At 69.8% G+C, this 22,931-nt stretch carries 27 protein-coding genes; 15 read left to right on the top strand and 12 right to left on the bottom strand.

All coding sequences use genetic code 11. The annotated features are described in order from the left end of the window. Both AAHM41_RS27170 and AAHM41_RS27165 read left to right on the top strand, forming a co-directional pair. Positions 1 to 1,282, top strand: a 1,282-nt coding sequence (locus tag AAHM41_RS27170) for a chloride channel protein (protein WP_342239733.1), incomplete at its 5' end; no start/stop codon positions are given. A gap of 42 nt (positions 1,283 to 1,324) precedes the next feature. Next, a complete protein-coding gene (locus AAHM41_RS27165) occupies positions 1,325 to 1,633 on the top strand; it encodes a hypothetical protein (protein ID WP_342239732.1) in 309 nt (102 codons plus the stop codon). A 173-nt stretch (positions 1,634 to 1,806) separates the two neighbouring features. Here AAHM41_RS27165 and AAHM41_RS27160 read toward each other — a convergent pair whose 3' ends face one another. Then, entirely contained in the window at positions 1,807 to 2,193 is a 387-nt protein-coding gene (locus tag AAHM41_RS27160; RefSeq protein WP_342239731.1) for a nuclear transport factor 2 family protein, read from the bottom strand. Between the two features lie 188 nt (positions 2,194 to 2,381). Here AAHM41_RS27160 and AAHM41_RS27155 point away from each other — a divergent pair, with 188 nt between their 5' ends. The 8 genes from AAHM41_RS27155 to AAHM41_RS27120 all read left to right on the top strand — a co-directional run bounded on the left by AAHM41_RS27155 (position 2,382) and on the right by AAHM41_RS27120 (position 8,638). Beyond that, positions 2,382 to 3,359, top strand: a complete 978-nt coding sequence (locus AAHM41_RS27155; protein ID WP_342239730.1) for an aliphatic sulfonate ABC transporter substrate-binding protein — start codon at positions 2,382 to 2,384, stop codon at positions 3,357 to 3,359. A gap of 2 nt (positions 3,360 to 3,361) precedes the next feature. Further along, a complete protein-coding gene (locus tag AAHM41_RS27150; protein ID WP_342239729.1) occupies positions 3,362 to 4,189 on the top strand; it encodes an ABC transporter permease in 828 nt (275 codons plus the stop codon). A 2-nt stretch (positions 4,190 to 4,191) separates the two neighbouring features. Next, the gene (locus tag AAHM41_RS27145) at positions 4,192 to 4,986 is read left to right on the top strand and encodes an ABC transporter ATP-binding protein (protein ID WP_342239735.1); all 795 of its coding nucleotides are present in this window, start codon (positions 4,192 to 4,194) and stop codon (positions 4,984 to 4,986) included. Between the two features lie 9 nt (positions 4,987 to 4,995). Then, the gene (locus tag AAHM41_RS27140) at positions 4,996 to 5,505 is read left to right on the top strand and encodes an OsmC family protein (RefSeq protein WP_342239728.1); all 510 of its coding nucleotides are present in this window, start codon (positions 4,996 to 4,998) and stop codon (positions 5,503 to 5,505) included. Positions 5,506 to 5,719: 214 nt separating this feature from the next. Beyond that, positions 5,720 to 7,318: a flavin monoamine oxidase family protein gene (locus tag AAHM41_RS27135; protein WP_342239727.1), complete on the top strand. Its 1,599-nt coding sequence runs from the start codon at positions 5,720 to 5,722 to the stop codon at positions 7,316 to 7,318. 35 nt (positions 7,319 to 7,353) lie between these two features. Beyond that, positions 7,354 to 7,749, top strand: a complete 396-nt coding sequence (locus AAHM41_RS27130; RefSeq protein WP_342239726.1) for a c-type cytochrome — start codon at positions 7,354 to 7,356, stop codon at positions 7,747 to 7,749. A 27-nt stretch (positions 7,750 to 7,776) separates the two neighbouring features. Next, positions 7,777 to 8,277, top strand: coding sequence for a RidA family protein (locus AAHM41_RS27125; RefSeq protein WP_446719491.1), 501 nt, complete (start codon positions 7,777 to 7,779; stop codon positions 8,275 to 8,277). 61 nt (positions 8,278 to 8,338) lie between these two features. Beyond that, positions 8,339 to 8,638 (top strand): putative quinol monooxygenase, encoded by a 300-nt coding sequence (locus AAHM41_RS27120; protein WP_342239725.1) that lies wholly within the window; start codon positions 8,339 to 8,341, stop codon positions 8,636 to 8,638. Between the two features lie 19 nt (positions 8,639 to 8,657). Here the strand turns inward: AAHM41_RS27120 and cysW are convergent, their stop codons facing one another. The 5 genes from cysW to AAHM41_RS27095 form a co-directional block, all read right to left on the bottom strand. After that, entirely contained in the window at positions 8,658 to 9,563 is a 906-nt protein-coding gene (gene cysW / locus AAHM41_RS27115) for a sulfate ABC transporter permease subunit CysW (RefSeq protein WP_342239724.1), read from the bottom strand. Further along, positions 9,547 to 10,401, bottom strand: coding sequence for a sulfate ABC transporter permease subunit CysT (gene cysT / locus AAHM41_RS27110; RefSeq protein ID WP_342239723.1), 855 nt, complete (start codon positions 10,399 to 10,401; stop codon positions 9,547 to 9,549). Before cysT ends, cysW begins: the two co-directional genes overlap by 17 nt. A gap of 13 nt (positions 10,402 to 10,414) precedes the next feature. Further along, positions 10,415 to 11,407: a sulfate ABC transporter substrate-binding protein gene (locus AAHM41_RS27105; protein WP_342239722.1), complete on the bottom strand. Its 993-nt coding sequence runs from the start codon at positions 11,405 to 11,407 to the stop codon at positions 10,415 to 10,417. A 17-nt stretch (positions 11,408 to 11,424) separates the two neighbouring features. Next, on the bottom strand, positions 11,425 to 12,489 hold the full coding sequence (locus tag AAHM41_RS27100) for a sulfate/molybdate ABC transporter ATP-binding protein (RefSeq protein WP_342239721.1): 1,065 nt from the start codon (positions 12,487 to 12,489) through the stop codon (positions 11,425 to 11,427). A gap of 252 nt (positions 12,490 to 12,741) precedes the next feature. Continuing rightward, positions 12,742 to 12,939, bottom strand: a complete 198-nt coding sequence (locus tag AAHM41_RS27095; protein WP_342239720.1) for a DUF3553 domain-containing protein — start codon at positions 12,937 to 12,939, stop codon at positions 12,742 to 12,744. 90 nt (positions 12,940 to 13,029) lie between these two features. Here AAHM41_RS27095 and AAHM41_RS27090 point away from each other — a divergent pair, with 90 nt between their 5' ends. From AAHM41_RS27090 to AAHM41_RS27080, 3 genes are all read left to right on the top strand, one after another. After that, positions 13,030 to 14,175, top strand: coding sequence for a trans-sulfuration enzyme family protein (locus tag AAHM41_RS27090; protein WP_342239719.1), 1,146 nt, complete (start codon positions 13,030 to 13,032; stop codon positions 14,173 to 14,175). A 33-nt stretch (positions 14,176 to 14,208) separates the two neighbouring features. Further along, positions 14,209 to 15,303 carry an ABC transporter ATP-binding protein gene (locus AAHM41_RS27085; protein WP_342239718.1) on the top strand — a complete coding sequence of 365 codons (1,095 nt, stop codon included), beginning with the start codon at positions 14,209 to 14,211 and terminating at the stop codon, positions 15,301 to 15,303. An 80-nt stretch (positions 15,304 to 15,383) separates the two neighbouring features. After that, a complete protein-coding gene (locus AAHM41_RS27080; protein WP_342239717.1) occupies positions 15,384 to 15,941 on the top strand; it encodes a GNAT family N-acetyltransferase in 558 nt (185 codons plus the stop codon). Here AAHM41_RS27080 and AAHM41_RS27075 read toward each other — a convergent pair. Genes AAHM41_RS27075 through AAHM41_RS27065 form a run of 3 tightly spaced genes read right to left on the bottom strand, consistent with a single transcriptional unit; the run spans position 15,933 to position 18,470 of the window. Further along, complete coding sequence (locus AAHM41_RS27075) at positions 15,933 to 17,222, bottom strand: sensor histidine kinase (RefSeq protein ID WP_342239716.1); 1,290 nt, start codon at positions 17,220 to 17,222, stop codon at positions 15,933 to 15,935. The genes AAHM41_RS27080 and AAHM41_RS27075 overlap by 9 nt on opposite strands. Beyond that, positions 17,219 to 17,776: a hypothetical protein gene (locus AAHM41_RS27070; protein ID WP_342239715.1), complete on the bottom strand. Its 558-nt coding sequence runs from the start codon at positions 17,774 to 17,776 to the stop codon at positions 17,219 to 17,221. The genes AAHM41_RS27075 and AAHM41_RS27070 overlap by 4 nt, the downstream gene beginning before the upstream one ends. A 49-nt stretch (positions 17,777 to 17,825) precedes the next feature. After that, a complete protein-coding gene (locus AAHM41_RS27065; protein ID WP_342239714.1) occupies positions 17,826 to 18,470 on the bottom strand; it encodes a response regulator transcription factor in 645 nt (214 codons plus the stop codon). A gap of 375 nt (positions 18,471 to 18,845) precedes the next feature. Between AAHM41_RS27065 and AAHM41_RS27060 the strand changes: the two genes are divergently transcribed. Then, positions 18,846 to 19,157 (top strand): DUF736 domain-containing protein, encoded by a 312-nt coding sequence (locus tag AAHM41_RS27060; RefSeq protein ID WP_342239713.1) that lies wholly within the window; start codon positions 18,846 to 18,848, stop codon positions 19,155 to 19,157. Between the two features lie 39 nt (positions 19,158 to 19,196). Here the strand turns inward: AAHM41_RS27060 and AAHM41_RS27055 are convergent, their stop codons facing one another. Both AAHM41_RS27055 and AAHM41_RS27050 read right to left on the bottom strand, forming a co-directional pair. After that, positions 19,197 to 20,402 carry a lytic murein transglycosylase gene (locus AAHM41_RS27055; RefSeq protein WP_342239712.1) on the bottom strand — a complete coding sequence of 402 codons (1,206 nt, stop codon included), beginning with the start codon at positions 20,400 to 20,402 and terminating at the stop codon, positions 19,197 to 19,199. 86 nt (positions 20,403 to 20,488) lie between these two features. Next, positions 20,489 to 21,139 (bottom strand): flavodoxin family protein, encoded by a 651-nt coding sequence (locus AAHM41_RS27050; protein ID WP_342239711.1) that lies wholly within the window; start codon positions 21,137 to 21,139, stop codon positions 20,489 to 20,491. Between the two features lie 89 nt (positions 21,140 to 21,228). On the opposite strand from AAHM41_RS27050, the gene AAHM41_RS27045 reads away from it, so the two are divergent. Continuing rightward, positions 21,229 to 21,624: a winged helix-turn-helix transcriptional regulator gene (locus tag AAHM41_RS27045; protein WP_342239710.1), complete on the top strand. Its 396-nt coding sequence runs from the start codon at positions 21,229 to 21,231 to the stop codon at positions 21,622 to 21,624. Positions 21,625 to 21,627: 3 nt separating this feature from the next. Here AAHM41_RS27045 and AAHM41_RS27040 read toward each other — a convergent pair whose 3' ends face one another. Next, on the bottom strand, positions 21,628 to 22,617 hold the full coding sequence (locus AAHM41_RS27040) for an aldo/keto reductase (RefSeq protein ID WP_342239709.1): 990 nt from the start codon (positions 22,615 to 22,617) through the stop codon (positions 21,628 to 21,630). Positions 22,618 to 22,931: the final 314 nt, after the last annotated feature.

Here is a 22,931-nt window from a genome sequence, read left to right as displayed (position 1 = left end):
GCCGGAGCGCCTGCTGTCGCCGCCGCGTTTGCGGCGGCTTCTGCGTTTCGCCGTCGGCGGCATACTGGTCGGCTGCATGGCCGTCGCCTTCGCATGGGCCGCGGATGAGGCGCAGAGCCTGTTCTTCTGGCTGACCGACGGCCGGCTGTGGCTGGCGCCGATCCTGGGTGCCGTCGGCTTCGGCGTCTCGGCCCTGGCGGCGCAGCGGCTGTTTCCGGCGGCGCCCGGCAGCGGCATCCCACAATGCATCGCCGCGATGCGCCGGCCGCTGGAGCTGATGCCGACCCAGCTGAACGCCCGCACCGGCATCGGCAAGATCCTGCTGTGCCTGGTCGGCCTCGCCTGCGGCGGCTCGATCGGGCGCGAGGGGCCGACCGTGCAGGTCGGCGCCGTGATCCTGGCCAGCCTGACGCCCCACGCCACCCCGGCGCGGCTGCGGCGGGTGATCACCGCCGGCGGCGCGGCTGGGCTGGCCGGCGCCTTCAACACCCCGCTGGCCGGCATCGTCTTCGCGCTGGAGGAGCTGGCCGCCGGCTTCGACATCCGCAATCGCATGGCGGTGCTGGCCGCGATCTTCCTGTCCTCCGCCGTCGCCATCGCCGTGCTCGGCGACTACACCTATTTCGGCCGCCACCCGCTCGACTTCACCGCGGGGGCGATCCCGGTCTTCCTGCTGGTCGCGGTGCTGGCCGGCATCCTCGGCGGTCTGTTCGGCCGTAGCGTCCTGGCCCTGACAGGGCTGCTGCCGCGGCTGTTCCGCCGGTTCGGCCGCTGGTCGGTGCTGGCCGCCGCCGCCAGCTGCGGCCTCCTCGCCGGGCTGATCGGCCTGGCCGCCGGCGGCGCCACCTTCGGCACCGGCTACGAGCCGACGCGGCTGGCCCTGGAAGGCGGGCACAGCCTCGCCTGGTGGTTCTTCCCGGCCAAGTTCGCCGCCACCGCCTTGGCCTCCTCAGCCGGCATCCCGGGCGGCCTGTTCGCGCCCTCGCTCTCGGTCGGCGCCGGCTTCGGCGCCATCTTCGCGCCGTTGGTCGGCCCGGACCTGGTGCCGTCGCTGATGCTGGTCGGCATGGCCGCCTACCTGACCGGCGTCACTCATTCGCCGGTCACCGCCCTGGTGCTGCTGGCGGAGATGACCGGCGAATCCCGCGGCCTCGCCATCCTGATTCCGTCGGTCGGCCTCGCCTGGCTCGGCTCCCGCCTGGTGCTGCGGCACGGGCTGTATCATCTGCTGGCCGAGCGAATTCTTGCGCGAGGCGGCTGGAATCCTTCAGGGGCAACCTGATATCGTCTGCCGCAAAGGAAAAAAGCACCTTTGGGGGTTCAGGTGAGATACGGTCTTCCGGCGCTGATCGCGCTGGCGCTCCTCGGCTGCACGCAGAAACCGAGCGAGCCGCCCGCCGTGCTGTCGCGGACGGTGACGGTGAACGGCCTCGACATCGGCATCACCCGGCTGACGGAAGCCACCTGGGGCGCCTGGCTGGTGGGGCCGAGCCTGATCGGCCCGTCCCCCGCCAAGGTCCGTGCCGCCGAGCGCAAGGCGATCGAGCAGGTGTCGGCCTGCAAGGTGACCAAGGTCACCCCGGGCGACAACCCGATGCGGGCCGAATATGTCGAGCTGACGGTGGCTTGTTAGTCGGCTCGTCCGCGATTCCCCCAGCCGTCATCCCGGGCGCGGCGCAGCACGAAGTGGTGCGCTGCAGACCCGGGATCTCTTCGATGAGGGCGCCGAGATCCTGTGTCTGCGTCGCGGTACTTCGCACCGCAACGCGCACGGGATGACGACTTATTTCATGTTCTAAGTCGACCTCACCCCGTCGGCAGCCTCAGCTCGTAGCGTTCGGTCCAGCGGCTGCGGTCATAGGGCGGCTCGCCGGACTCGGCGAAGACCTCCACCGCCTCGGTGATCTGGCCGTCGCGCAGGCGGTACAGCGAGACGGCATGCACGATATCATTGCCATCGGTCAGCAGCACGCGGGAGACCGCCCGCTCGCCCGCCTGGATCAGCTCCTGCAGATGGCAGCGCCAGCGGCCGGGATAGTTGGCGTTGAGGGCGATGAAGGCATCGGCACCACGGACGCGCTCACAGGTCTGCGGCCAGTCCGCCACGAAGTCGTCGGCCAGCAAACCGAGGGCGCGAGCCCAGTCGCGCGCATCAAAGGCACGCCACAGGGCGGCGACGACGTGGTCGTCCATGGCATTTCGGTCAATTTGTTCCCAATTTGTTCATTATGCCGAAGACAATCCTGTCTGTCGAGGGCCTGCAGCGAATATGGAATACCATTAAACAATTGTATTTTATGAAAGCTATTTCCAAAATATCGTATGCTATCGAACAATCAACGGGCCGGGGCCGTGAATCCTGCCGGCCGAAAGGACCGCCCATGATCACCCTGTCGCGCCGCCTGCTGCTTGCCGGTACGGTCCTCGTTGCCGCCCTCGCTCCGGCGCTCGGTCGGGCCGCCGATCCGGTGTCCGGCATCACCCTCGATTGGGCCTATTACAACCCGGTCAGCCTGGTGCTGAAGGACCAGGGCTGGCTGGAGGAGGCGCTGAAGCCGCAGGGCGTGTCGGTGACCTGGGTGCAGAGCGCCGGCAGCAACAAGGCGATCGAGTTCCTGAACTCCGGCAGTGTCCAGTTCGGTTCCACCGCCGGCGCCGCGGCCCTGCTGGCGCGGATCAACGGCAGCCCGATCAAGGCTGTCTATTCCTACTCCCGACCGGAATGGACGGCACTGGTGACCAATGGCGACAGCCCGATCCGGTCGGTCGAGGACCTCAAGGGCAAGCGCGTCGCCGTCACCCGCGGCACCGACCCCTACATCTTCCTGCTGCGCGCTTTGGCCGATCACGGCCTGGCGGAGCAGGACATCGAGGTGGTGCTGCTGCAGCATGCCGACGGCCGCAATGCCCTGATCGGCCACCAGGTCGACGCCTGGGCCGGGCTGGACCCGATGATGGCGCAGGCGGAGCTGGAGCAGGGGGCGCGGCTGTTCTACCGCAAGCCCGAGCTGAACACCTATGGCGTGCTGAACGTCAACGAGGCGTTCGCCGCCGACCATCCGGAGATCGTCGAGACCGTGATCCGCGCCTATGAGCAGGCGCGGATCTACGCCCTGGCCCATCCGGACGAGCTGCGCGCCGCTCTGGTCCAGGCCGCCGGCCTGACCGATGCGGCGGCGGCTAAGCAGCTGGAGCGCACCGACCTGTCCGGCCCGGCGATCGACGCGCCGAAGCGCGACACCATCCTGGCCGCCGGGGTGGCGCTGCAGAAGGCCGGGGTGATCGAATCCTCAGTTGATGTCGCGGCCACCGTCGACGCGCTGCTCGACGCCCGCTTCAAGACCGCGCTGGCGCAGTAGCCATGGCCAGCCTGGACCCCGCCGCGACCGGAACCGAACTTCGCGAGCCAAGGGCCGCCGGCGTGATCGGCACCGTCGCGGTCGGACTGATCCTGCCGGTCGGGCTGGCCCTGGGCTGGGAGGTGCTGGCCACCCTGGGAGTGGTCTCGACCCGCCTGCTGCCGCCGCCGTCGCAGATCCTGAAGACGCTGGGCGACCTGGCGACCCGCGGCGTGCTGCTCGACCATGTGCTGGCGACGCTGTGGCGGGTGTGGTGGGGCTTCCTGCTCGGCGCCGCCGCCGGCACGGCGCTGGGCGCCGCCACCGGCGTCTGGCCGCTGGCCCGCCGCCTGCTGGACCCCAGCATCCAGGCGCTGCGCAGCATCCCGTCGATCGCCTGGGTGCCGCTGTTCATCCTGTGGTTCGGCATCTTCGAGACGCCGAAGGTGCTGCTGATCGCGGTCGGCGTGTTCTTTCCGGTCTACCTGACCCTGGCCGGCGCCATCGCCTCGGTCGACCGCAAGCTGGTCGAGGTCGGGCGGATCTACCGCTTCGGCACCTGGGACCTGGTGCGCCGTATCCTGCTGCCCGCGGCGCTGCCGACCTTCATCACCGGCCTGCGCGGCGGGCTCGGCCTCGGCTGGATGTTCGTGGTGGCGGCGGAGTTCATGGGCGCCAGCAAGGGCCTGGGCTACCTGCTGGTCGACGGCCAGATGACCGGCCGGCCGGCCACCATCCTGGCCTCGATCCTGCTGTTCGCCGTGCTCGGCAAGCTCAGCGACCTGGCCCTGGCCACGCTCGGCGCCCGGCTGGTCCGCTGGCAGGACGGCTTCCGGCCGGAGGGGGCGTGACCATGCTGTCCCTCACCAGCGTCGCCAAGCGCTATCCGAACGGGCTGGACGCCCTGGCCGGCATCGACCTCGCGGTCGACTCCGGCGCCATCGTCTCCGTGGTCGGCGCCAGCGGCTGCGGCAAGAGCACGCTCTTGCGCCTGATCGCCGGGCTGGAGCGGGCCTCGGCCGGCACGCTGTCGGTCGCCGGCCATCCGGTGGACGGGCCGGGCGAGGATGTCGGCGTGGTGTTCCAGGAGCCGCGGCTGATGCCCTGGCTCACCGTCGAGGCCAATATCCGCTTCGGCCTCGGCCGGCTGCCCCGGGCCGAGGCGGCGCGGCTGGCGGCGGAGGCGATCGCCCGGGTCGGGCTCGCCGGCTTCGCCGATGCCTGGCCGCGCCAGCTCTCCGGCGGCATGGCCCAGCGCGTCGCCATCGCCCGCGCTTTGGTGGCCCGGCCCAAGGTGCTGCTGCTGGACGAGCCGTTCAGCGCGCTCGACACCTTCACCCGGCGCGACCTGCACCGCCATCTGCTGGAGATCCGGGACTGGCTCGAGCCGACCCTGGTGCTGGTGACGCACGACATCGACGAGGCGCTGGCCCTGGCCGACCGCGTGGTGGTGCTGGCTGGCCGCCCCGGCCGGATCGCCGCCGACATTGCCGTGCCGCTGCCGCGGGCCGAACGCGCCGGGGCGCCGGAGCTGCTGCGGCTGCGCGAGGCCGTGCTATCCTCGTTGGCGCCGCCGCGGGATGCTGCGGCCGGCCGCGATGCGGGCGCCGCAGGAGCCCGGGCGTCGGCCGTGCCCGTCACGATCTGAGAGACGATGATGGATGCCGAGTCACTGCGCGCCTTGCAGGCGCCGCTGAAGGACAAGTATCGCGAGGCGCCGGATGCGGCCCTGGTCACCCTGCGCGCCAAGGGGCGGCTGGGCGAGGAGGGGGTGACCTGCAAGGTCGAGACCGGCCGCGCCTTGGCCGAGGCCGGGCTGCACCCGGCGACCGGCGGCGACGGCCTGTCGCTGTGCTCCGGCGACATGCTGCTGGAGGCGCTGGTGGCCTGCGCCGGGGTGACGCTGAAGGCGGTGGCCACGGCGCTGGCCCTGCCGGTCACCGGGGGCACCGTCTCGGCCGAGGGCGACCTCGACTTCCGCGGCACGCTGGGCGTGGCCAAGGATGCCCCGGTCGGCTTCCGCGCCATCCGCCTGAACTTCGCGGTGGAGGGCGACCTGACCGAGGAGCAGCGCGCCACTTTGCTCAAGCTGACCGAGCGCTACTGCGTCGTCTACCAGACGCTGCGCCAGCCGGCCGAATTCACGGTCGACCTGGTGAATGCTTGAATCCATGGCTGATTTGCCGAAAATTCACATCGAATCCTAGTGCTGGGAAAATGATCATTGCGCTGTCACTTGCCTGATCCGGTGCCCTCCGCTTCGGCACCGGGCGGGCGTGCACGGCGCCGGAGACGAGGCTTTCCCGTTCTGGCATCGTTCTTGCTGCTGTCGTCATCCGCGGCCGGATCGCTCCGCCGCGACTGTCGAAGGGGCACGATCGATGCAAGAGGAACAGGGGGACGGCGTCAGCCGCCGCGGCCTGCTGTCGCTGATCGGGATGACGGCCGGCAGCGCCGCCATGTACCAGGCGATGACCAGCCTCGGCCTGGCGGCGGAGTCCGGCTACAAGGGACCGGTCGATCTCAGCGGCGACCCGAAGGGCGCCACGGTGCTGGTGCTCGGCGCCGGCCTCGCCGGGCTGACCGCGGCGCTGGAGCTGCGCCAAGCCGGCTATAAGGTCCAGCTGCTGGAGTTCAACGACCGGCCGGGCGGGCGGAACTGGACCCTGCGCGGCGGCGACCGCTACACCGAGCTTGGCGGCGCCGCCCAGACCTGCGGCTTCGACCAGGGGCTGTACCTCAACCCCGGCCCCTGGCGCATCCCGTACCATCACCATGGCGTGCTGGCCTATTGCCGGCGCCTGGGCGTGGCGCTGGAGCCGTTCCAGCAGCTCAACCACAATGCGCTGCTGCACAACACCAAGGGCTTCGGCGGCAAGCCGCAGCGCATCCGCGAGATCAAGACCGACTTCCAGGGCCATGTCTCCGAGCTTCTGGCCAAGGCGGCGCAGCAGGGCAAGCTGGACGAGGCGGTGTCGAAGGAGGATCGCGAGATCCTGCTGCAGGCGCTGAAATCCTGGGGCGCCCTGGACAAGGACTACGGCTACAAGGCCGGCGAGACCGCCTCCGAGTTCCGCGGCTATGCCAAGGATGCCGGCGGCGGGCTGGGGGCCGAGCCGGTGCCGGGCGAGCCGATCGGCCTGTCCGACATCCTCAATTCGCGGCTGTGGCGCAGCCTGCAGAGCTTCGCCCTCTACGAGTTCCAGACCACCATGTTCCAGCCGGTCGGCGGCATGGACATGATCGGCAAGGCCTTCGCCGGCCAGCTCGACGGCCTGATCCGGTACAATGCCAAGGTCACCCGGATCCAACAGGGCGAGGCCGGGGTGACCGTGACCTATGAGGACACCACCAGCCCCGGCAGCCCGCTGCAGGCCAAGGCTGACTGGTGCGTCTGCACCATCCCGCTGACCGTGCTCAGCCAGATCCCGATCGATGTCGGCGCCAAGATGCAGGCGGCGATCGAGGCCGTGCCCTATGCTTCCTCGGTCAAGGTCGGACTGCAGTTCAAGCGCCGCTTCTGGGAGGAGGACGAGGCGATCTACGGCGGCATCAGCTACACCGACCTGCCGATCCGCCAGATCTCCTATCCCAGCACCGGCTACAATCTCGGCGGCAAGGGCGTGCTGCTCGGCGCTTACAGCTGGAACGGACCGAACTCCTACGAGTTCACCGCCATGGACCCGGCCGAGCGCGTGCGCCGCGCGGTCCAGTACGGCAAGCAGATCCACCCGCAATACGAGACGGAGTTCGAGACCGGCATCTCGGTGGCGTGGCACCGGGTGCCCTTCACCCTGGGCTGCGCCGGCGACTGGACCGATGAGGCGCGGGCGCAGCACTACGACAATCTGTGCCAGATCGACGGCCGCATCGTGCTGGCCGGCGAGCACGCCTCCTACATCCCGGCCTGGCAGGAGGGGGCGATCCTCTCGGCGCTGAACGCGATCGAGCGGCTGCACCACCGGGTGATCGCCGCATGACCGCCCGTCGCCGCCCGTATGAGAGGACTTCCGCCATGACCCTCCGTTCCGCGGCCCGGCTGGCCGCGATCCTCCTGCTGCTGCCCGCGGCCGCGGGCGCCCAGGATGCTCCGATGCTCAGCCCGGCCTCGACCTTCGCCGAGGCCGACGGCGCCGCGCTGTTCGCCAATGTCTGCCAGGCCTGCCACATGCCGGCGGGGCAGGGGGCGGCCGGCGCCGGCCACTACCCGGCCCTGGCCAAGAACGCCAATCTCGAGACCGGGGCCTACCCGGTCTATGTCGTCGTCCACGGCCTGAAGGGCATGCCGCCGGTCGGCAGGATGATGACCGACGACCAGGTGGCCGCGGTGGTGAACTACCTGCGCACCCATTTCGGCAATTCCTACGCCGATCCGGTGACGGCCAAGGACGTGGCCGACGCCCGCAACTGACCTGCACGTTTGAAGGGGGAAAGACCCGTGAACAAGACGACGATGACCGCCGCGATCGGCCTTGCCGCGCTGCTGGCGGCCGGCCCGGCCGCGGCGGACGATGTGATCCGCCACAAGATCCCGAATTCCGACTTCCCGATCGCCCGCGCGGTGGAGATCCCGGCCGGCAAGACCACGGTCTATGTCAGCGGCGCGGTGCCGCCGGTGGCCGATGCCAACGCGGCCAAGAACACCGTCGCCGCCTATGGCGACACCAAGGCCCAGACCATCGCGGTGTTTCAGTCGATCGAGAAGACGCTGAAGGATCTCGGCCTCGGCCTGGGCGACGTGGTGAAGATGCAGGTCTTCCTGGTCGGCGACCCGGCCAAGGAGGGCAAGATGGACTTCGCCGGCTTCATGGAGGGCTACCGCCAGTTCTACGGCACGGCGGCGCAGCCGAACCTGCCGGCGCGCTCGGCCCTGCAGGTCGCGGCGCTGGCCAATCCCGGCTATCTGGTCGAGATCGAGGTTACGGCGGTTCGGCCGTAGCGAAGGCTGGTGGTTCATGCGATCAGGGCGATAAGATCGGACAAAACCTCGGAGTCTCGACGTGATCCATGTCATCGCCCTGATCACCGCCAAGCCGGGCCAGCGCGCCGCCCTGCTGGAGGAATTCCGCAAGATCATCCCCGCGGTCCATGCCGAGCAGGGCTGCATCGAATACGGCCCGGCGATCGACGCTGCAGGCAGCCCCGACAGCTTCGGCGACGACACCTTCGTCGTGGTCGAGAAGTGGGAGAGCCCGGAGGCGCTGAAGGCGCATTCGATCGCCTCGCACATGAAGGCCTATGGCGAGCGCACCCGGGACCTGATTGCCGGCCGCGCCATCCACGTCCTGACCCCGGCCTGAGGTCGAACCCGGCCGGTCCTCAGTGTCCCGGCCGGCCGGCGCGGCGGCTGTGGCGCTCGACCAGCGCCTTGGCCGCCAGCGTCACCAGCGCCAGCAGCGCCAGGGTCGAGGCGGCGGCGAAGGCGCCGACGGCGTTGTAGTCGTTGTACAGCAGCTCGATCTGCAGCGGCAGCGTGTTGGTCTGGCCGCGGATATGGCCGGAGACGACCGAGACGGCGCCGAACTCGCCCATCACCCGGGCGTTGCACAGCACCACGCCGTACAGCAGCGCCCATTTGATGTTCGGCAGGGTGACGCGGAAGAAGGTCTGCCAGCCATTGGCGCCCAGCGTTGCCGCCGCCTCCTCCTCGTCGCGCCCCTGCGCCTGCATCAGCGGGATCAGCTCGCGCGCCACATAGGGCGAGGTCACGAACAGGCTGACCAGCACGATCGCCACGGGGGTGAACATCAGGCGGATGCCCTGGTCCTGCAGCCACGGGCCGAACAGCCCGTTGGCGCCGTACAGGAACAGGTACACGACACCGGCGACGATCGGCGACACCGAGAACGGGATCTCGACCAGCGTGGTCAGCAGGCGTCGGCCGCGGAACTGGAACTTGGCGATCACCCACGCCGCCATGACGCCGAACACGGTGTTGACCGGCACCACGATCAGCGCCGTGGTCACGGTCAGGCCGATGGCGTGCAGAGTCTCGCGCTCGCCGATGTTGCGGGCGAAGACCGTCAAGCCGGCGGAGAAGGCCTGGGCGAAGATCACCGCGATCGGCGCCACCAGCACCAGCGCGGCGGCCAGCAAGGCGAGGCCGATCAGGATGCGCCGGGTCCAGCGCCCCTCGCCGATGCGGGGCGACCGCCGCGGCCGGGTGCTGGCGGCGGTCGATGTCACAGGCGCCGCCACCGGCGCGCGGTCAACGGCGATCGACATGGCGCAGGAACCGGGCCTGGAGGATGTTGGTGGCCAGCAGCAGGACAAAGGCGGCGGCAAGGATGGTCAGCGCCAGCGCCGCGGCGGCGGCGTAGTCGTATTCCTCGAGCCGGATGAAGACCAGCAGCGCCGCGATCTCGGTCTGCATCGGCCGGTTGCCGGCGATGAAGATCACGGCGCCGAACTCGCCCAGGCTGCGGGCGAAGGCCAGGCTGCAGCCCGCCAGGAAGGCGGGCAGAATCGCCGGCCAGACGACATGGCGCAGGGTCGACCAGTCGCCGGCGCCCAGCGTCCGGGCCGCCTCCTCGACGCCGGCGTCCAGGTCCTCCAGCACCGGCTGCACGCTGCGCACCACGAAGGGCAGGCTGGTGAAGGCCATCGCCACGGCGATGCCCAGCGGGGTGTAGGCGACCGGGATGCCGATCGCCGCCAGCGGCGCGCCGAACCAGCCATTCTTGGCGAACAGCGCGGTCAGGGCGATGCCCGCCACCGCGGTCGGCAGGGCGAAGGGCAGGTCGACGATGGCGTCCAAGAGCCGCCGCCCGGGGAAGCGGTAGCGCACCAGCACCCAGGCCAGCAGCAGCCCGACCACGCCGTTGAACAGCGTCGCCGCCAGCGCCATGCCGAGCGTGACCTCGTAGCTGGCGAGGGCGCGGGGCGAGGTGACGATGGCGAGGAACTGGGCCGGGGTCAGGCTGGCCGCCTTCAGCGCCAGGGCACCCAGCGGCAGCAGCACGATCAGCATGAGGTAGACCAGTGTGCAGCCCAGCGTCAGCCGGAATCCGGGCAGCACCCGGCGCCGGGCGGGGCGGGGGGCGGCGAGGGCGACGCTGGTCATCGGGCGTCGCGGCTCACTGGTTCACGAACACGGTGTCGAGGATACCGCCGGAGGCGAAATGCTCGGCATTCACCTTGTCCCAGCCGCCGAACACCTCGTCGACCGTGGCCAGCGTCACCGCCGGGAACTGGTGCTTGGCCGCGACCTCGGCCAGGGTCGGGCGATAGAAATGCCCGGCCAGGATCTCTTGGGCCCCCGGCTGGTACAGGAAGTCGAGATAGCCCTTGGCGACCTCGGTCGTGCCGCGGGCATCCGCCACCTTGTCGACCACCGCCACCGGGAAATCGGCCTTCAGGCTGCTCGGCGGCACCACCACCTCGAAGCCGCGGTCGCCGTATTCCTTCTGGATGCCGCGGGTCTCGGCCTCGAAGGTGATCAGCACGTCGCCGGTCTCGCGCTCGACGAAGGTGGTGGTGGCGCCGCGGCCGCCGGTGTCGAACACCGGCACATGCGACAGCACGGTCTTGACAAAATCCTGGGCCTTCCCCTGGTCGCCGCCATTCGCCTTCAGCGCCCAGGCATAGGCCGCCAGATAGGTATAGCGGGCATTGCCGGAGGTCTTCGGGTTGGGGAAGACGATCTGCACGTCGTCGCGCGCCAGGTCGCCCCAGTCCTTGATCCCCTTCGGGTTGCCCTGGCGCACCAGGAAGGCGGGGAAGGAGTAGTAGGGCGAGGCGCCGTTCGGGAAGGCCGACTGCCAGCCCGGCTTGACCGCGCCGCCCTGCTCCAGCGCCGTGATGTCGGTCGCCTGGTTGAAGGTGACGACATCGGCCTGCAGCCCCTCCAGGATCGACCGCGCCTGCTTCGAGGTACCGGCATGCGACTGCTCGACCATCACATCCTGCCCCGACTTGCCCTTCCAATAGCTCTGGAAGGCCGGGTTGATGTCGACATAGAGCTCGCGCCCCACGTCGAAGGAGGCGTTGAGGATGGTGGTCTGGGCCTCGGCCATGCCGCTGCTCAGCAGTCCGGCCGCCATGGCCAGCGCCAGGAAGGAAAGCTTCATCGAAATCTCCAGAATGCTCAGGCGGCCTGGCGCGCCGGGAACAGGCCGAAATGGCTGGTGCCGACCTGCAGCGTCTCGCCCGCGGCGGGCAGGCGGGCCGCCAGCTGGCGCCGGTGCCATTCCAGGTCCAGTGGGATCGCGCCGCGCTGGGTCACCGCCTCGACCCGCACCAGCGGGCCGATCACGTTGACGCTGCGGACCGCGATCGGGAAGGCATCGCTGCGCGCCTCCTGCGGCAGCAGGTCGTGCGGCCGGACGAAGATCTCGCCGGCGCCGTCCGGCCCGGCATAGCCCGCCGGCCGCGGCAGCACCGCGCCCTCGACATCGACCCGGTCGGGGCCGATGCGGCAGGGCAGGCGCACGGCCTGGCCCAGGAACTCGTAGACGAAGGGCGTCGCCGGCCGCTCATAGACCTCGGTCGGGCTGCCGATCTGCTCGATCCGGCCGTGATCCATCACCACCACCTGGTCGGCCAGCTCCAGCGCCTCCTCCTGGTCGTGGGTGACGAAGACGGTGGTCAGCTTCAGTGTCTGGTGCAGCTCGCGCAGCCAGCGGCGCAGGTCCTTGCGCACCCGGGCGTCGAGCGCACCGAAGGGCTCGTCCAGCAGCAGGATGCGCGGCTCGATCGCCAGGGCCCGGGCCAGGGCGACGCGCTGGCGCTGGCCGCCGGACAGCTGGTCGGGGTAGCGGTCGCCGAATTTCTCCAGCTGCACCAGGGCCAAGAGCTCCCTGGCGCGGGCGCGGATCGCCTCGGCCTCGGGCCGGGTCTGGCGCGGCCGCACCTTCAGGCCGAAGCCGATATTGTCCAGCACGCTCATGTGCCGGAACAGGGCGTAGTGCTGGAACACGAAGCCGACCTGGCGGTCGCGGACATCGATCGCCGACATGTCGGTGCCGCCGATCCGCAAGCTGCCGGCATCGGCATGCTCCAGTCCGGCGATGATGCGCAGCAGCGTCGTCTTGCCCGAGCCGGAAGGGCCGAGCAGGGCGCAGAGATGCCCCGCCTCGATGTCGAGGCCGATCCCCGACAGGGCGGTGAACTCCTGAAACCGCTTCTCGATCCCGCGAAGCTCGACGCGCATCGATTTTACCTGTGTTTACAGTAAATAAAGGGCTTCCATCATAGCGGAGCGTAGAAAGCGCGCCAGCGGAAAATCCATGGAGGGGGATGAGGCGATGAAATTGAACAGTTTATAGTTGGATTATGGGATGCGGCTTATCCTAACTGTCATCCTCGGGCTTGACCCGAGGATCCAGGGGCTTTCCGGAGCAGCTCTCGGTGGCCCCTGGATTGCCGGGTCAAGCCCGAGGATGACGAGGGGAGGAGCGGCCCGCTACAATTCCTCAGTCGGCTCCAGCTGGATCACCGAGCCGTCGATCAGCACCTTGCCGCGGTTCTCGAAATTCACCGTGATCCGGCTGCCGATCACCGACTGCACCTGGCCGAGGCCCCAGTCGGGCTGGTCGGGGTGCCGCACCCACATGCCGGGCGCCAGCCCCAGATCGATCCCGAATCCGTTCTCGAACGCCATCGACAAGCTCCCGACACCATTCGCCCACGTTGCCACGGATTGCAGGGCCGCGTCAGGGGAGTTACACCCGGAAGGCACTCTGGAGTTCCCATGGTCGATCGGCCGCCCTGCCGCCCCGAAACCATCGCCGCCCGCCTCGATGGCTATCTCTGCGGCGACACCGGCGCGATCGTGCCGCCGATCCATCCGTCCTCGACCTATGCCCGCGACGCCGCCTACGCCCAGGTCGGCGGCCGCGGCTACAGCCGCGACGACAACCCGACCTATCTGCAGGCCGAGGCGCTGCTGGCGCGGCTGGAGGGCGGGTCGGCGGCGATGCTGTTCGCCTCCGGCATGGCGGCGATCGCAACCCTGTTCCAGGCGCTGGCGCCGGGCGACCATGTCGTCTGCTCGCGCGACATGTATTTCGGCACCGGCAAGCTGCTGCGCGAGCTGCTGATCCCCTGGGGCCTGGACTGCGACCTGGTCGACACCACCGACCTCGACGCCCTGCGCGCCGCGATCCGGCCCGGGGTGACCAGGCTGGTCTTCGTCGAGACCCCGGCAAACCCGATCTGGTCGGTCACCGACATCGCCGGCGCCGCCGCGATCGCCCATGAAGCCGGGGCGCTGCTGGCGGTCGATAACACCTCGGCCTCGCCGGCGCTGTGCCGGCCGATCGCGCATGGCGCCGATCTCGTCGTCCATTCCGCCACCAAATACCTGAACGGCCATTCCGACGTGGTCGCCGGCGCGGTGGTGACGGCGGCCGACGGCCCGCTGTGGCAGCGCATCGGCCGGATCCGCTTCCTGGCCGGCCCGGTGCTGGGGCCGTTCGAGGCCTGGCTGCTGCTGCGCGGCATGCGCACGCTGTTCGTGCGGGTGCGCGCCGCCAGCGCCAGCGCCCAGCGCATCGCCGAGCGCTTCGATGGCCATCCGGCGGTGGCGCAGGTCTGCTACCCCGGCCTGCCGGGCTTTCCCGGCCATGCGATCGCGGCACTGCAGATGGAGGGCGGCTTCGGCGGCATGCTGTCGCTGCGCCTGGCCGGCGGCCGCGAGGCGGCTTTGCGCGCGATCTCCCGCGTCCGCATCTTCATCCGCGCCACCTCGCTGGGCGGGGTCGAGAGCCTGATCGAGCACCGTGCCACGATCGAGAAGGAGGACGGCACGGTGCCCGACGACCTGCTGCGCCTGTCGATCGGCATCGAGGCGGTCGAGGACCTGATCGCGGATCTGGAGCAGGCGCTGGACGAATAGACGGCACACAACCGAACGAAGAACAGGGACGGCATGGCGGACAGGGAAGCAGGGGCCTTCGTCGAATTCGTCGACGTGGCCAAGACCTATGACGGCGAGACGCTGGTGGTGCGGGGGCTGGACCTCGCCATCCGGCAGGGCGAATTCCTGACCCTGCTCGGCCCCTCCGGCTCGGGCAAGACCACGACGCTGATGATGCTGGCCGGGTTCGAGACGCCGACCCGCGGCCGCATCCTGCTGGAAGGCAAGGAGATCGACGCGCTGCCACCCTGGCGCCGCGACATCGGCATGGTGTTCCAGAACTATGCCTTGTTCCCGCATATGACGGTGCGCGAGAACGTGGCCTTCCCGCTCAAGGTGCGCGGCATCGGCGGCGCGGATGCCGAGGCGCGGGTCGCGCGCGCGCGCGACATGGTCAAGCTGGCCGGCTTCGGCGGCCGCCGCCCGGCCCAGCTCTCGGGCGGTCAGCAGCAGCGGGTGGCCCTGGCCCGGGTCCTGGTGTTCGAGCCGCGGCTGGTGCTGATGGATGAGCCGCTCGGCGCGCTCGACAAGCAGCTGCGCGAGCACATGCAGCTCGAGATCAAGCATCTGCACCGCTCGCTCGGCGTCACCGTGGTCTATGTCACCCATGACCAGGGCGAGGCGCTGACCATGTCGGACCGCATCGCCGTGTTCCACGAGGGCGCGATCGACCAGCTGGCGGCGCCGGACGACCTGTACGACCGGCCCGAGACCGCCTTCGTCGCCCAGTTCATCGGCGAGAACAACAAGCTGGCCGGGACGGTCGAGACCCTGGCGGGCGGGCAGTGCACGGTTGCGGTCGATGGCGGCTTCTCGGTGCTGGCGACGCCGGTCGGGGCGGCCGGGCAGGGCGCCCGAGCCACTCTGTCGATCCGGCCGGAGCGGGTGCGGCTGTCGCCCGGCGCCGAGGCCGGCCCGAACCGATTCCCGGCCCGGATCGAGGAGCTGATCTTCCACGGTGACCACACCCGGGCCCGGCTGTCGCTGCTCGGCCGCGACGATTTCGTGCTCAAGCTGCCGAACGCCGACGGCCGCCCGGCCCTGGCGGCGGGCGAGGCCGTGACCGTCGGCTGGGCCGCCGCCGACTGCCGGGCGCTGACGGCCTGACTCCGAGCGAATTTAGTGGGTGTGCGGCCGTTCCGGTTGTACGAGGAATCATCCTCGCCGAATCATCCAGGGACGCCGCGATGCCGGACCCGGTCGTGCCGTTCGAGACCGAAAGGTTGATCCTCCGCCGCTTCGTGCCGGAAGATTTCGAGGCGTTCCACGGCTATCACCGGCTGCCGGAGGTCGCCCGCTACCTGTACCGGAACCCGCGCACGCCGGAGCAGTCGCGGGCGGCGCTGGAGCGGTTCGGCGCGCTGAAGTTCGAGGGCGAGGGCGACGAGCTGGTGCTGGGGGTGGCGTCCCGCGAGACCGGCGCCCTGCTCGGCGATGTGGTGCTGAAATGGGTCAGCCGCGAGGCCCGGCAGGCCGAGATCGGCTACACCTTCGCGCCGGAGGCGGCAGGACGCGGCTATGCCACCGAGGCGGCGCGGGCGGTGCTGGGCCTCGGCTTCGGCCGGTTCGACTTCCATCGCATCTTCGCCCGCTGTGATGCGCTGAACACCGGGTCGATCAACGTCCTCAAGCGGCTCGGCATGCGGCAGGAGGCGCATCTGGTCCAGAACGACCGGTTCAACGGCGTCTGGGGCGACGAGCTGATCTTCGCCATGCTGCAGGAGGAATGGCGGCTGTCAGGCTGAGGCCGGGCCGGCCTGCCCGGTCGTCCCGGTCTCGCGGCGCAGCGGATAGAGGATCCGCACCGAGGTGCCGCGGCCTTCCGCGGAGTCGATCCGGAAGCGGCCGCCCAGCGCCTTGACCATCTCGGCGCAGCCGGTCAGGCCGAGCCCGACATGGCTGCCGGCCCGCATCGAGAAGAACGGCTCCGCCGCCTTGGCGCGCACCGCGCGGGACATGCCGAGGCCGTTGTCGATCACCTCGAGCGCCAGGCGGCGCCCGAACGGGAAGCGCCGGGTCAGGCGGGCGCGGAGAATCACCCGGGACTCCGGCTTCCCCGCCGCGGCCACGGCGTGCTCGGCATTGCGGATCAGCTCGTCCAGGATCAGGTGGAACTGCGGCGATGCCACCAGCGCCGTCCGTGCCTCCTCGGGAACGTCGAACTGGATCCGCCCGCCGTGATCCTGCGACAGCGCGTCGAGGATGCTCTGCAGCGCCACGTTCCGGGTCGGCTTGGCCGAATAGCCGATCTTCACCAGGCCGTTGTTGATGCTGTCCAGCTCGGCCGCGGCCCGCGCGGCGGCGGCGACCATCTCCGGGTCGGGGGCCTCGCCGTCGCGCAGGCCCCTGATGAACAGCGCCAGGGCGGCGACCCGCGACCGGGTCATATGGGCGAACAGCGACGAGAAGGAGCGGATCTGCTGGTCCTTGCGCCGCGCCATCATCGATTGCTGGTGGATGATCACCCCGACCACGATCACGGCCGACAGCGCCAGCACGAAGATGGCCACGTTGCGCAGCGCGTTCTCGGCGATATGCGCGGTCTCGTTCAGGGTGCGGCTGTGGGCGCCCGTGGTGCCCGAGACCTGGAACATGTCCTGCTGGATGTCGGTCAGCAGGGCCAGCGACTCCTGGTCGTTCGCCGTCGCGCTGATATTCGGCAGGATCCGGGTCCGGATGGTCTGGATGCTGCGGTCGATCCTGGCGAAATCCTGCGGGTCGAGGAAGTGGTCGATATATTGCAGGTTGCGCAGTGCCACCATGTTGAACTGCAGCAGCCCGACCTCCTGCGCCAGCTGCGGCTCACGGTCCCCGGTCGCCATCGACAGGCGCAGCAGCCCGACGATGTTGGCCAGCCTTTCCCGGATCTGCGAGCCCCGCCACTGCACCTCGTAGGACTGCATCAGCAGGATGTCGGTCTCCTCGCGGTAGTGCTCGGAGCGCATGAACGACCAGGATCCCAGCAGGATGGCGACGGCCAGCCCGAGATAGGGCACGAAGTCCAGCCAGCGCCGCAGCGCCTTCATGAGCCGGGCCGCAGTGCGACGACGAACCAGACCCAGATCGCGTTGCGTCCGGCCGTGTAGGATTTGGGCAGCTTGTCGAGCGGCCAGATGATCGAGTAGGGCCCGGAATCCGCCAGGTCGAGCGGCCGGAACTCCTGGCCGTCGGCGCATCGGGCCGTCTTGTGGTCCGCCGCGGAGCAGGCCCGCTCGATGGCGAGGATCGGCTCGTAGTCCTTGATCTCGTCCATCCGGATGGTGGTGATGAAATCGTCGTAGGCGAAGACCTCGATGGTGGCGGATTCGCCCAGCCCGCTGCGGGCCAGGACGTCCTTGAGGTCCGGGCCGCGGTAGCGGATGGTCTCGCCGGCCTCGCTCCACGGCGTGCCGGTGTCGATCTCCCGCTGCGGGAAGGTGGTCCGGATCTGGTCCGGCGTGTAGGTGGCGATCGCCTGGCCCGGAGAGCTTTCGACCCGGAGGATGTGGGGATCCTCGTAGCCGACCGGGGCGGCGGCCGCGCCGCCGGCGATGGCCAGCATGGCGGCGGCGGTCAGTGCCATGCGGAGAAAATGGAGCATCAGCCGGCCCGGACGGGGAAAAGACGGGGATCGGGCGCGGCGGTCATCCTCAGGCGCCTTTCGGGAACAACCCGTTCTTCAGCAGCTTGGCGCGGGCCTGCTTGTAGTACTTCTCCACCGTATAGGGGTCGATGCCGAACCGGTCGCCCATCTTCTCGTAGATCTCCTTGCGCTTGACCCCCTTCGGCCGGCTCCGCATGAAATCGATAATCTCCTGCTCCCGCGGCGTCAGGCCGGAATAGTAGAACTCCGGCGTCACCGCCTTGACCGCGGACAGCGACAGCGAGAACCGGGTGTCCGAGATCTTGTCGATGATGCTGGACAGCGTGTCCCGGTCGAGGCCGGTCTTGCCGACATAGGCATTGGCCCCGAGCATCCGGCACGCCTCGCCCTCCTCGACCGAATCCGATCCGGTGACGACGATGTGCAGCGCGTCGGGCGAGGCGTCGACCACCGCCTTGACCACGGCGAGCCGGTGCTGCGGCGAGGTCGGGTCGAAGCCCGGCAGGCCCGGATCGATGATCACCAGATCGAAGCTGTGCTCCCGCAGCAGGCCGGAGGCGATCTCCCAGGTCGCGGCGCCCTGGACGATGCAGTCCCGCAGCGCGGCCTTCAGCTCGCTGATCAGGGCGAGGCGCATCAGATCCTGGTCCTCGATCACCAGTGCACGGGACGTCTGTTCTCCAACCGTCATGGCAGCGTCTTCCAGGATGGGAGTGGCCGGGAATCCTAGTCCCGCTGCCCGGTTCGCACCAGGATCAGGTTTCGGCTGAAAAGCTGCGCTGAAAAAGGGGGGCGGCCCCCCCTTTCTTCGGGGTCGGAATCAGGACTGAAGTGATGACTTGATCGCGGTCGTGTTCCGCAGGTGTATCGTTTGTGGAAGTGTCGCGCGGATGGAAAATTTACTAAAAAACATCGGATCTTTTGTCAACTGGAACCTTGGTGTGTTGGCAGAGTTCCTTGATGGAGTCTTAAGTCCGTCACAGCGTGGCGGGTATCGGGCGCCGGTCACTGCGAGGGCGGTCGTCCGGACCGGCCGGGCGCGCGGCTCTGTCACTGGGGATCGGCAATGACCACGATCGGCATCGGCACGCTCTACCGCAACCGCGACGTCATCGAAGGGCCGGTCAAGACGCTGCTGTTCCAGGATCGGATCCGGCTGGTTCCGAACCCAGGGGCCGCGGGCAGCCCGAAGGCGCCCGACTTCCTGATCTACTCGGGCGAAAATGAGATCGGCGGCGCCTGGGCCTGCCGGCGGGAGGAGCAGCCGGTCGCCTACAACGTGCAGATCCGCGACCCGCACGTCTCCCGGCCGATCCATGCGAAATTGTGCCAGTCGGAGCAGGACGACGACCGTTTCGACCTCTACTGGTCGCACTGACGGGAGCCGGCGCACCGCCGGCCCCGATGTCCCACGGGACTACTGCCCACCCAGCGCCTGATACACCTTGAGCCCGGCCCGGCCGGTCTGGGGCATGCCCAGGCGCTGCTCGGCCGCCGAGATCGCGGCCCGGGTGGCCGGGCCGATCTTGCCGTCCGCCTGGCCGCCGATGTCGTAGCCCTGGGCCTGCAGCAGCTGCTGCAGCCGCAGGCGCTGGGCCCGCGACAGGCCGGGATCGTCGGTCGGCCACGGCGTGCGCAGCGCCGGCCCGCCGGCCAGCCGGTCGGCGAGGTGGGAGATCGCCAGCGCGTAGGATTCCGCAGCATTGTAGGAATAGATCGCGTCGAAATTGCGGAACACCAGGAAGCCCGGCCCCTGCGGCCCGGCCGGCAGCAGCAGGCCGGCCTGGGCGTTGCCGGACAGCGGCGCCCCGTCGGCGCGGACCACGCCGCGCTGGGCCCAGGCCGACAGCGGGTCCTTGTCCTTGCGCCCGGTCGGGCCGTTGTAGCCGGCCGGCACCTTGACCTCGATCATCCAGGGCTGGCCCTGCTGCCAGCCGGACCGCTTCAGGTAGTTGGCGGTGGAGCCGAGCGCGTCGGCGATCGAATTGACCAGGTCGCGCCGCCCGTCGCCGTCGAAATCGACCGCCAGCCGCTGATAGGTCGACGGGATGAACTGGGTCTGGCCGAAGGCGCCGGCCCAGGAGCCGTACAGCTCGTCCAGCCGCAGGTCGCCGGCGCTGACCAGCTTCAGCGCCGCCATCAGCTCGCCGCGCCAGAAATCGGTGCGCCGCTCGCCGGCGCAGACCAGCGTGGCCAAGGCGTGCGGCAGGAAGTAGTTGCCGCGCTCCTTGCCGTAGTCGCTCTCGACGCCCCAGACCGCGACGATCACGGTGCGGTCGATGCCGTAGCGCTGCTCCGCCTGCTGCAGCACGCGGCCGTATTTCGACAGCATCGCCCGGCCGTCGGCGATGCGCTGGTCGTCGACCAGGAAGGCGAGATAGTCCCAGATCGGCGTCTTGAACTCCGGCTGTGCCTCCAGGAAGCGCAGCACCTTGTCGTCCGGCTGGGTCAGCCCGTCGAAGGCGCGGGCGGTGACGTCGCGGTCGACCCCGGCCTTCACCGCGGACTCGGCCAGGCCGGCGACGCAGGAGCCGAAATCGGCCAGGGCCGGGCCGGCGGCCAGCAGCGGCAGGAGCAGCGCCGCCCCGAAGGTCCAGCCGGATCCGAACAGGCGAGACGTCATCCCTTCCTCCACGCGATGGAACCCGCGCGCCACGGTTCGGCGCGGCGCGATCCTGTCCCATCCGGGCGGCGCGGACAACCCCGGGCTCAGGCCATTTCGCCGGCAGGCTGAGGCCAGACGCGGCCGGGGCGGTCGGTGTCGATCAGGTAGTCCGAGGCGTAGCGGTCGAACAAGCCGCGCCCGAGCCGGCGGGCCTCGGCCAGCGGGTCCAGCGGATCGCGCCGCACCTCGCCCCGGGCATTGCCGTAGCCATGCACCACCCCGACGAATCGCGACCGGGTGTAGCGGCTGTACTCCTGGACCTGATGCACGATCGCGCCGGCGACGGCGGGATAGGCCTCCTCGGAGCTGAGCACCAGGCCGACCCGCTTGCCGGTCATCCGCGCCTTCACCGTCTCGGAGTCGGGGTAGGAGGCGGCGACGTAGCAGAACATCCGGTCGAAGAAGGCCTTGAGCTGGGCCGACATGCCGTACCAGTAGATCGGCGTGGCCACGACCAGCCCGTCGGCGGCGAGGAAGCGGTCGAGGAACAGCGGCCTGTACCCGTCGTCGATGGCGCAGCTGCCATCCGGCCGCCGGCATTGCCGGCAGTCGCGCAGGAAGCCGCCGATGGCGTCGGCCAGATGGACCGTCTCGGCGGCATGGCCGGCTTCGGCCAGCCCGGCCGCGACCGCGCCGGCCAGGGCGGCGGAGTTGCCGTCGCGCCGGGGGCTGGAGCTGAGGATGAGGGCCTTCATCTGTCTCCTCACTGGGCTTGCAATCCGCGATAGGAGTCCATGTATCGGGAATGGCCCTGCGGCCCGCAATACAGCACCTCGAGGTAACCATGGCGCCTCCGGACCGGCCCGAACCCGCCACCGCGCCGGATGTCTTCGACGAAACCTGCTCGGCCCGCCATGCGCTGGAGCTGGTCGCGTCGAAATGGTCGGTGCTGATCCTCTCGGCCCTGGCCGACGGGCCGGTGCGCAACGCCGCCCTGCTGTGCCGGATCGGCGGCATCTCGCAGAAGATGCTGGCCCAGACCCTGCGCGACCTGGAGCGCAACGGCCTCGTGCTGCGCCAGGACTTCCACACCGCCCGGCCCTGCGTCGAATACCGGCTCAGCCCGCTCGGCGAATCCCTCAGCGAGACCCTGACGGCCCTGGACCGCTGGGCCGAGCGCAACTTCCCGGCGCTGGACGCCGCGCGCGACCGCTACGACGCGCAGAAGGCGGAGGACTGAGCCTCAGAGCTGGACCGATTGCATCCCGGCCGCGGAGTAGCGCGTCCCGGCCGCGGCGCCGGGCGGGATGGCGGCGTCCAGCCGGGCCAGGTCTTCCACCGTCAGCGTCACCTGCAGGGCGCCGAGATTCTCCTCCAGCCGGGCGATCGACCGGGTGCCGGGGATCGCCACCACGTCGTCGCCCTGGGCCAGCAGCCAGGCGAGGGCGAGATGCGACGGCTTGCAGCCCTTCTCCGCCGCCAGCGCCTCGAACCGGTCGACCAGCCCGCGGTTGTGCGCGAAGTTCTCGGGCTGGAAGCGCGGATGCGCCGCCCGGCGGCCGTCGATCTGGGAGAGGTCCTGGATCGCCCCGGCCAGGAAGCCGCGGCCGAGCGGGGAATAGCCGACGAAGCCGATGCCGAGCGACCGGGTGACCTGGCGGGTCGCCTCGGCCTCGGCGCGGTACAGCAGTGAGTATTCGGTCTGCACCGCCGCGATCGGGTGCACGGCATGAGCGCGGCGGATGGTCTCCGCCCCGGCCTCGGACAGGCCGAGATGGCGGACCTTGCCCTGTTCGACCAGCCGGGCCATGGCGCCGACCGTCTCCTCGATCGGCACCGCCGGGTCGACCCGGTGCTGGTAGTACAGGTCGATGGTGTCGACGCCGAGGCGCCGCAGGCTGGCCTCGCAGGCCTGGGCCACATAGTCGGGCCGGCCGTCGACGCCGTTCGGGCCGCCCTCGCGCCGGGTCTGGCCGAATTTGGTCACCAGCACGACGCGGTCGCGCCGGCCCTTGATGGCGCGGCCCAGCAGCTCCTCATTGTGGCCCCAGCCATACATGTCGGCGCTGTCGAGATGGTCGACGCCGAGATCGATGGCGCGGCGGATCAGCTCCTCCGAAGCCGCGTCGTCGGCGGCGCCGTAGACGCCCGACAGCGGCATCAGCCCGAGCCCGATGGCGGAGACCGAGAGGCCGCCGAGCCGGCGATGCGCGATGCTGGGATCCGGTGTCATGCGTCCGTCCTTCCGATCAGGCTGGTCTGGTGGCGCGTTCTGCGGGAGCGGCCGCGGCGGCGGGCAGGGGATGCCGGCGCGGGCGGGTCGTTCGCAGTCAGTGTGACTCGCGGACGGCTGAAGGCCAAGTCCATCGCAGGTCCAAAGCGAGGCAGCGAAGGGCGGCATGCCCTCACCTTGAAAAAGCATGGCGAGCCCCGCAGGGGCGTTGCCAGGGATTAGGGCCCGACGTCGCAACGACGATTCAATCGGAAAGCGATTTCCCTTGACTATTTGTTCCTCATTTGTTCTCATCCAGGCATGGTCGATGCCAT

The sequence above is a fragment of the Inquilinus sp. OTU3971 genome, assembly GCF_038440215.1.
This window is presented reverse-complemented; position numbering and strand designations above follow the sequence as displayed.

Bases quoted from the DNA above. Each gene is read 5' to 3' on its own strand.
- AAHM41_RS27160 (WP_342239731.1), bottom strand. From the start codon at position 2,193: ATGGACGACCACGTCGTCGCCGCCCTGTGGCGTGCCTTTGATGCGCGC.
- AAHM41_RS27155 (WP_342239730.1), top strand. From the start codon at position 2,382: ATGATCACCCTGTCGCGCCGCCTGCTGCTTGCCGGTACGGTCCTCGTT.
- AAHM41_RS27150 (WP_342239729.1), top strand. From the start codon at position 3,362: ATGGCCAGCCTGGACCCCGCCGCGACCGGAACCGAACTTCGCGAGCCA.
- AAHM41_RS27145 (WP_342239735.1), top strand. From the start codon at position 4,192: ATGCTGTCCCTCACCAGCGTCGCCAAGCGCTATCCGAACGGGCTGGAC.
- AAHM41_RS27140 (WP_342239728.1), top strand. From the start codon at position 4,996: ATGGATGCCGAGTCACTGCGCGCCTTGCAGGCGCCGCTGAAGGACAAG.
- AAHM41_RS27135 (WP_342239727.1), top strand. From the start codon at position 5,720: ATGCAAGAGGAACAGGGGGACGGCGTCAGCCGCCGCGGCCTGCTGTCG.
- AAHM41_RS27130 (WP_342239726.1), top strand. From the start codon at position 7,354: ATGACCCTCCGTTCCGCGGCCCGGCTGGCCGCGATCCTCCTGCTGCTG.
- cysW (WP_342239724.1), bottom strand. From the start codon at position 9,563: ATGTCGATCGCCGTTGACCGCGCGCCGGTGGCGGCGCCTGTGACATCG.
- cysT (WP_342239723.1), bottom strand. From the start codon at position 10,401: ATGACCAGCGTCGCCCTCGCCGCCCCCCGCCCCGCCCGGCGCCGGGTG.
- AAHM41_RS27105 (WP_342239722.1), bottom strand. From the start codon at position 11,407: ATGAAGCTTTCCTTCCTGGCGCTGGCCATGGCGGCCGGACTGCTGAGC.
- AAHM41_RS27100 (WP_342239721.1), bottom strand. From the start codon at position 12,489: ATGCGCGTCGAGCTTCGCGGGATCGAGAAGCGGTTTCAGGAGTTCACC.
- AAHM41_RS27095 (WP_342239720.1), bottom strand. From the start codon at position 12,939: ATGGCGTTCGAGAACGGATTCGGGATCGATCTGGGGCTGGCGCCCGGC.
- AAHM41_RS27090 (WP_342239719.1), top strand. From the start codon at position 13,030: ATGGTCGATCGGCCGCCCTGCCGCCCCGAAACCATCGCCGCCCGCCTC.
- AAHM41_RS27085 (WP_342239718.1), top strand. From the start codon at position 14,209: ATGGCGGACAGGGAAGCAGGGGCCTTCGTCGAATTCGTCGACGTGGCC.
- AAHM41_RS27080 (WP_342239717.1), top strand. From the start codon at position 15,384: ATGCCGGACCCGGTCGTGCCGTTCGAGACCGAAAGGTTGATCCTCCGC.
- AAHM41_RS27075 (WP_342239716.1), bottom strand. From the start codon at position 17,222: ATGAAGGCGCTGCGGCGCTGGCTGGACTTCGTGCCCTATCTCGGGCTG.
- AAHM41_RS27070 (WP_342239715.1), bottom strand. From the start codon at position 17,776: ATGCTCCATTTTCTCCGCATGGCACTGACCGCCGCCGCCATGCTGGCC.
- AAHM41_RS27065 (WP_342239714.1), bottom strand. From the start codon at position 18,470: ATGACGGTTGGAGAACAGACGTCCCGTGCACTGGTGATCGAGGACCAG.
- AAHM41_RS27060 (WP_342239713.1), top strand. From the start codon at position 18,846: ATGACCACGATCGGCATCGGCACGCTCTACCGCAACCGCGACGTCATC.
- AAHM41_RS27055 (WP_342239712.1), bottom strand. From the start codon at position 20,402: ATGACGTCTCGCCTGTTCGGATCCGGCTGGACCTTCGGGGCGGCGCTG.
- AAHM41_RS27050 (WP_342239711.1), bottom strand. From the start codon at position 21,139: ATGAAGGCCCTCATCCTCAGCTCCAGCCCCCGGCGCGACGGCAACTCC.
- AAHM41_RS27045 (WP_342239710.1), top strand. From the start codon at position 21,229: ATGGCGCCTCCGGACCGGCCCGAACCCGCCACCGCGCCGGATGTCTTC.
- AAHM41_RS27040 (WP_342239709.1), bottom strand. From the start codon at position 22,617: ATGACACCGGATCCCAGCATCGCGCATCGCCGGCTCGGCGGCCTCTCG.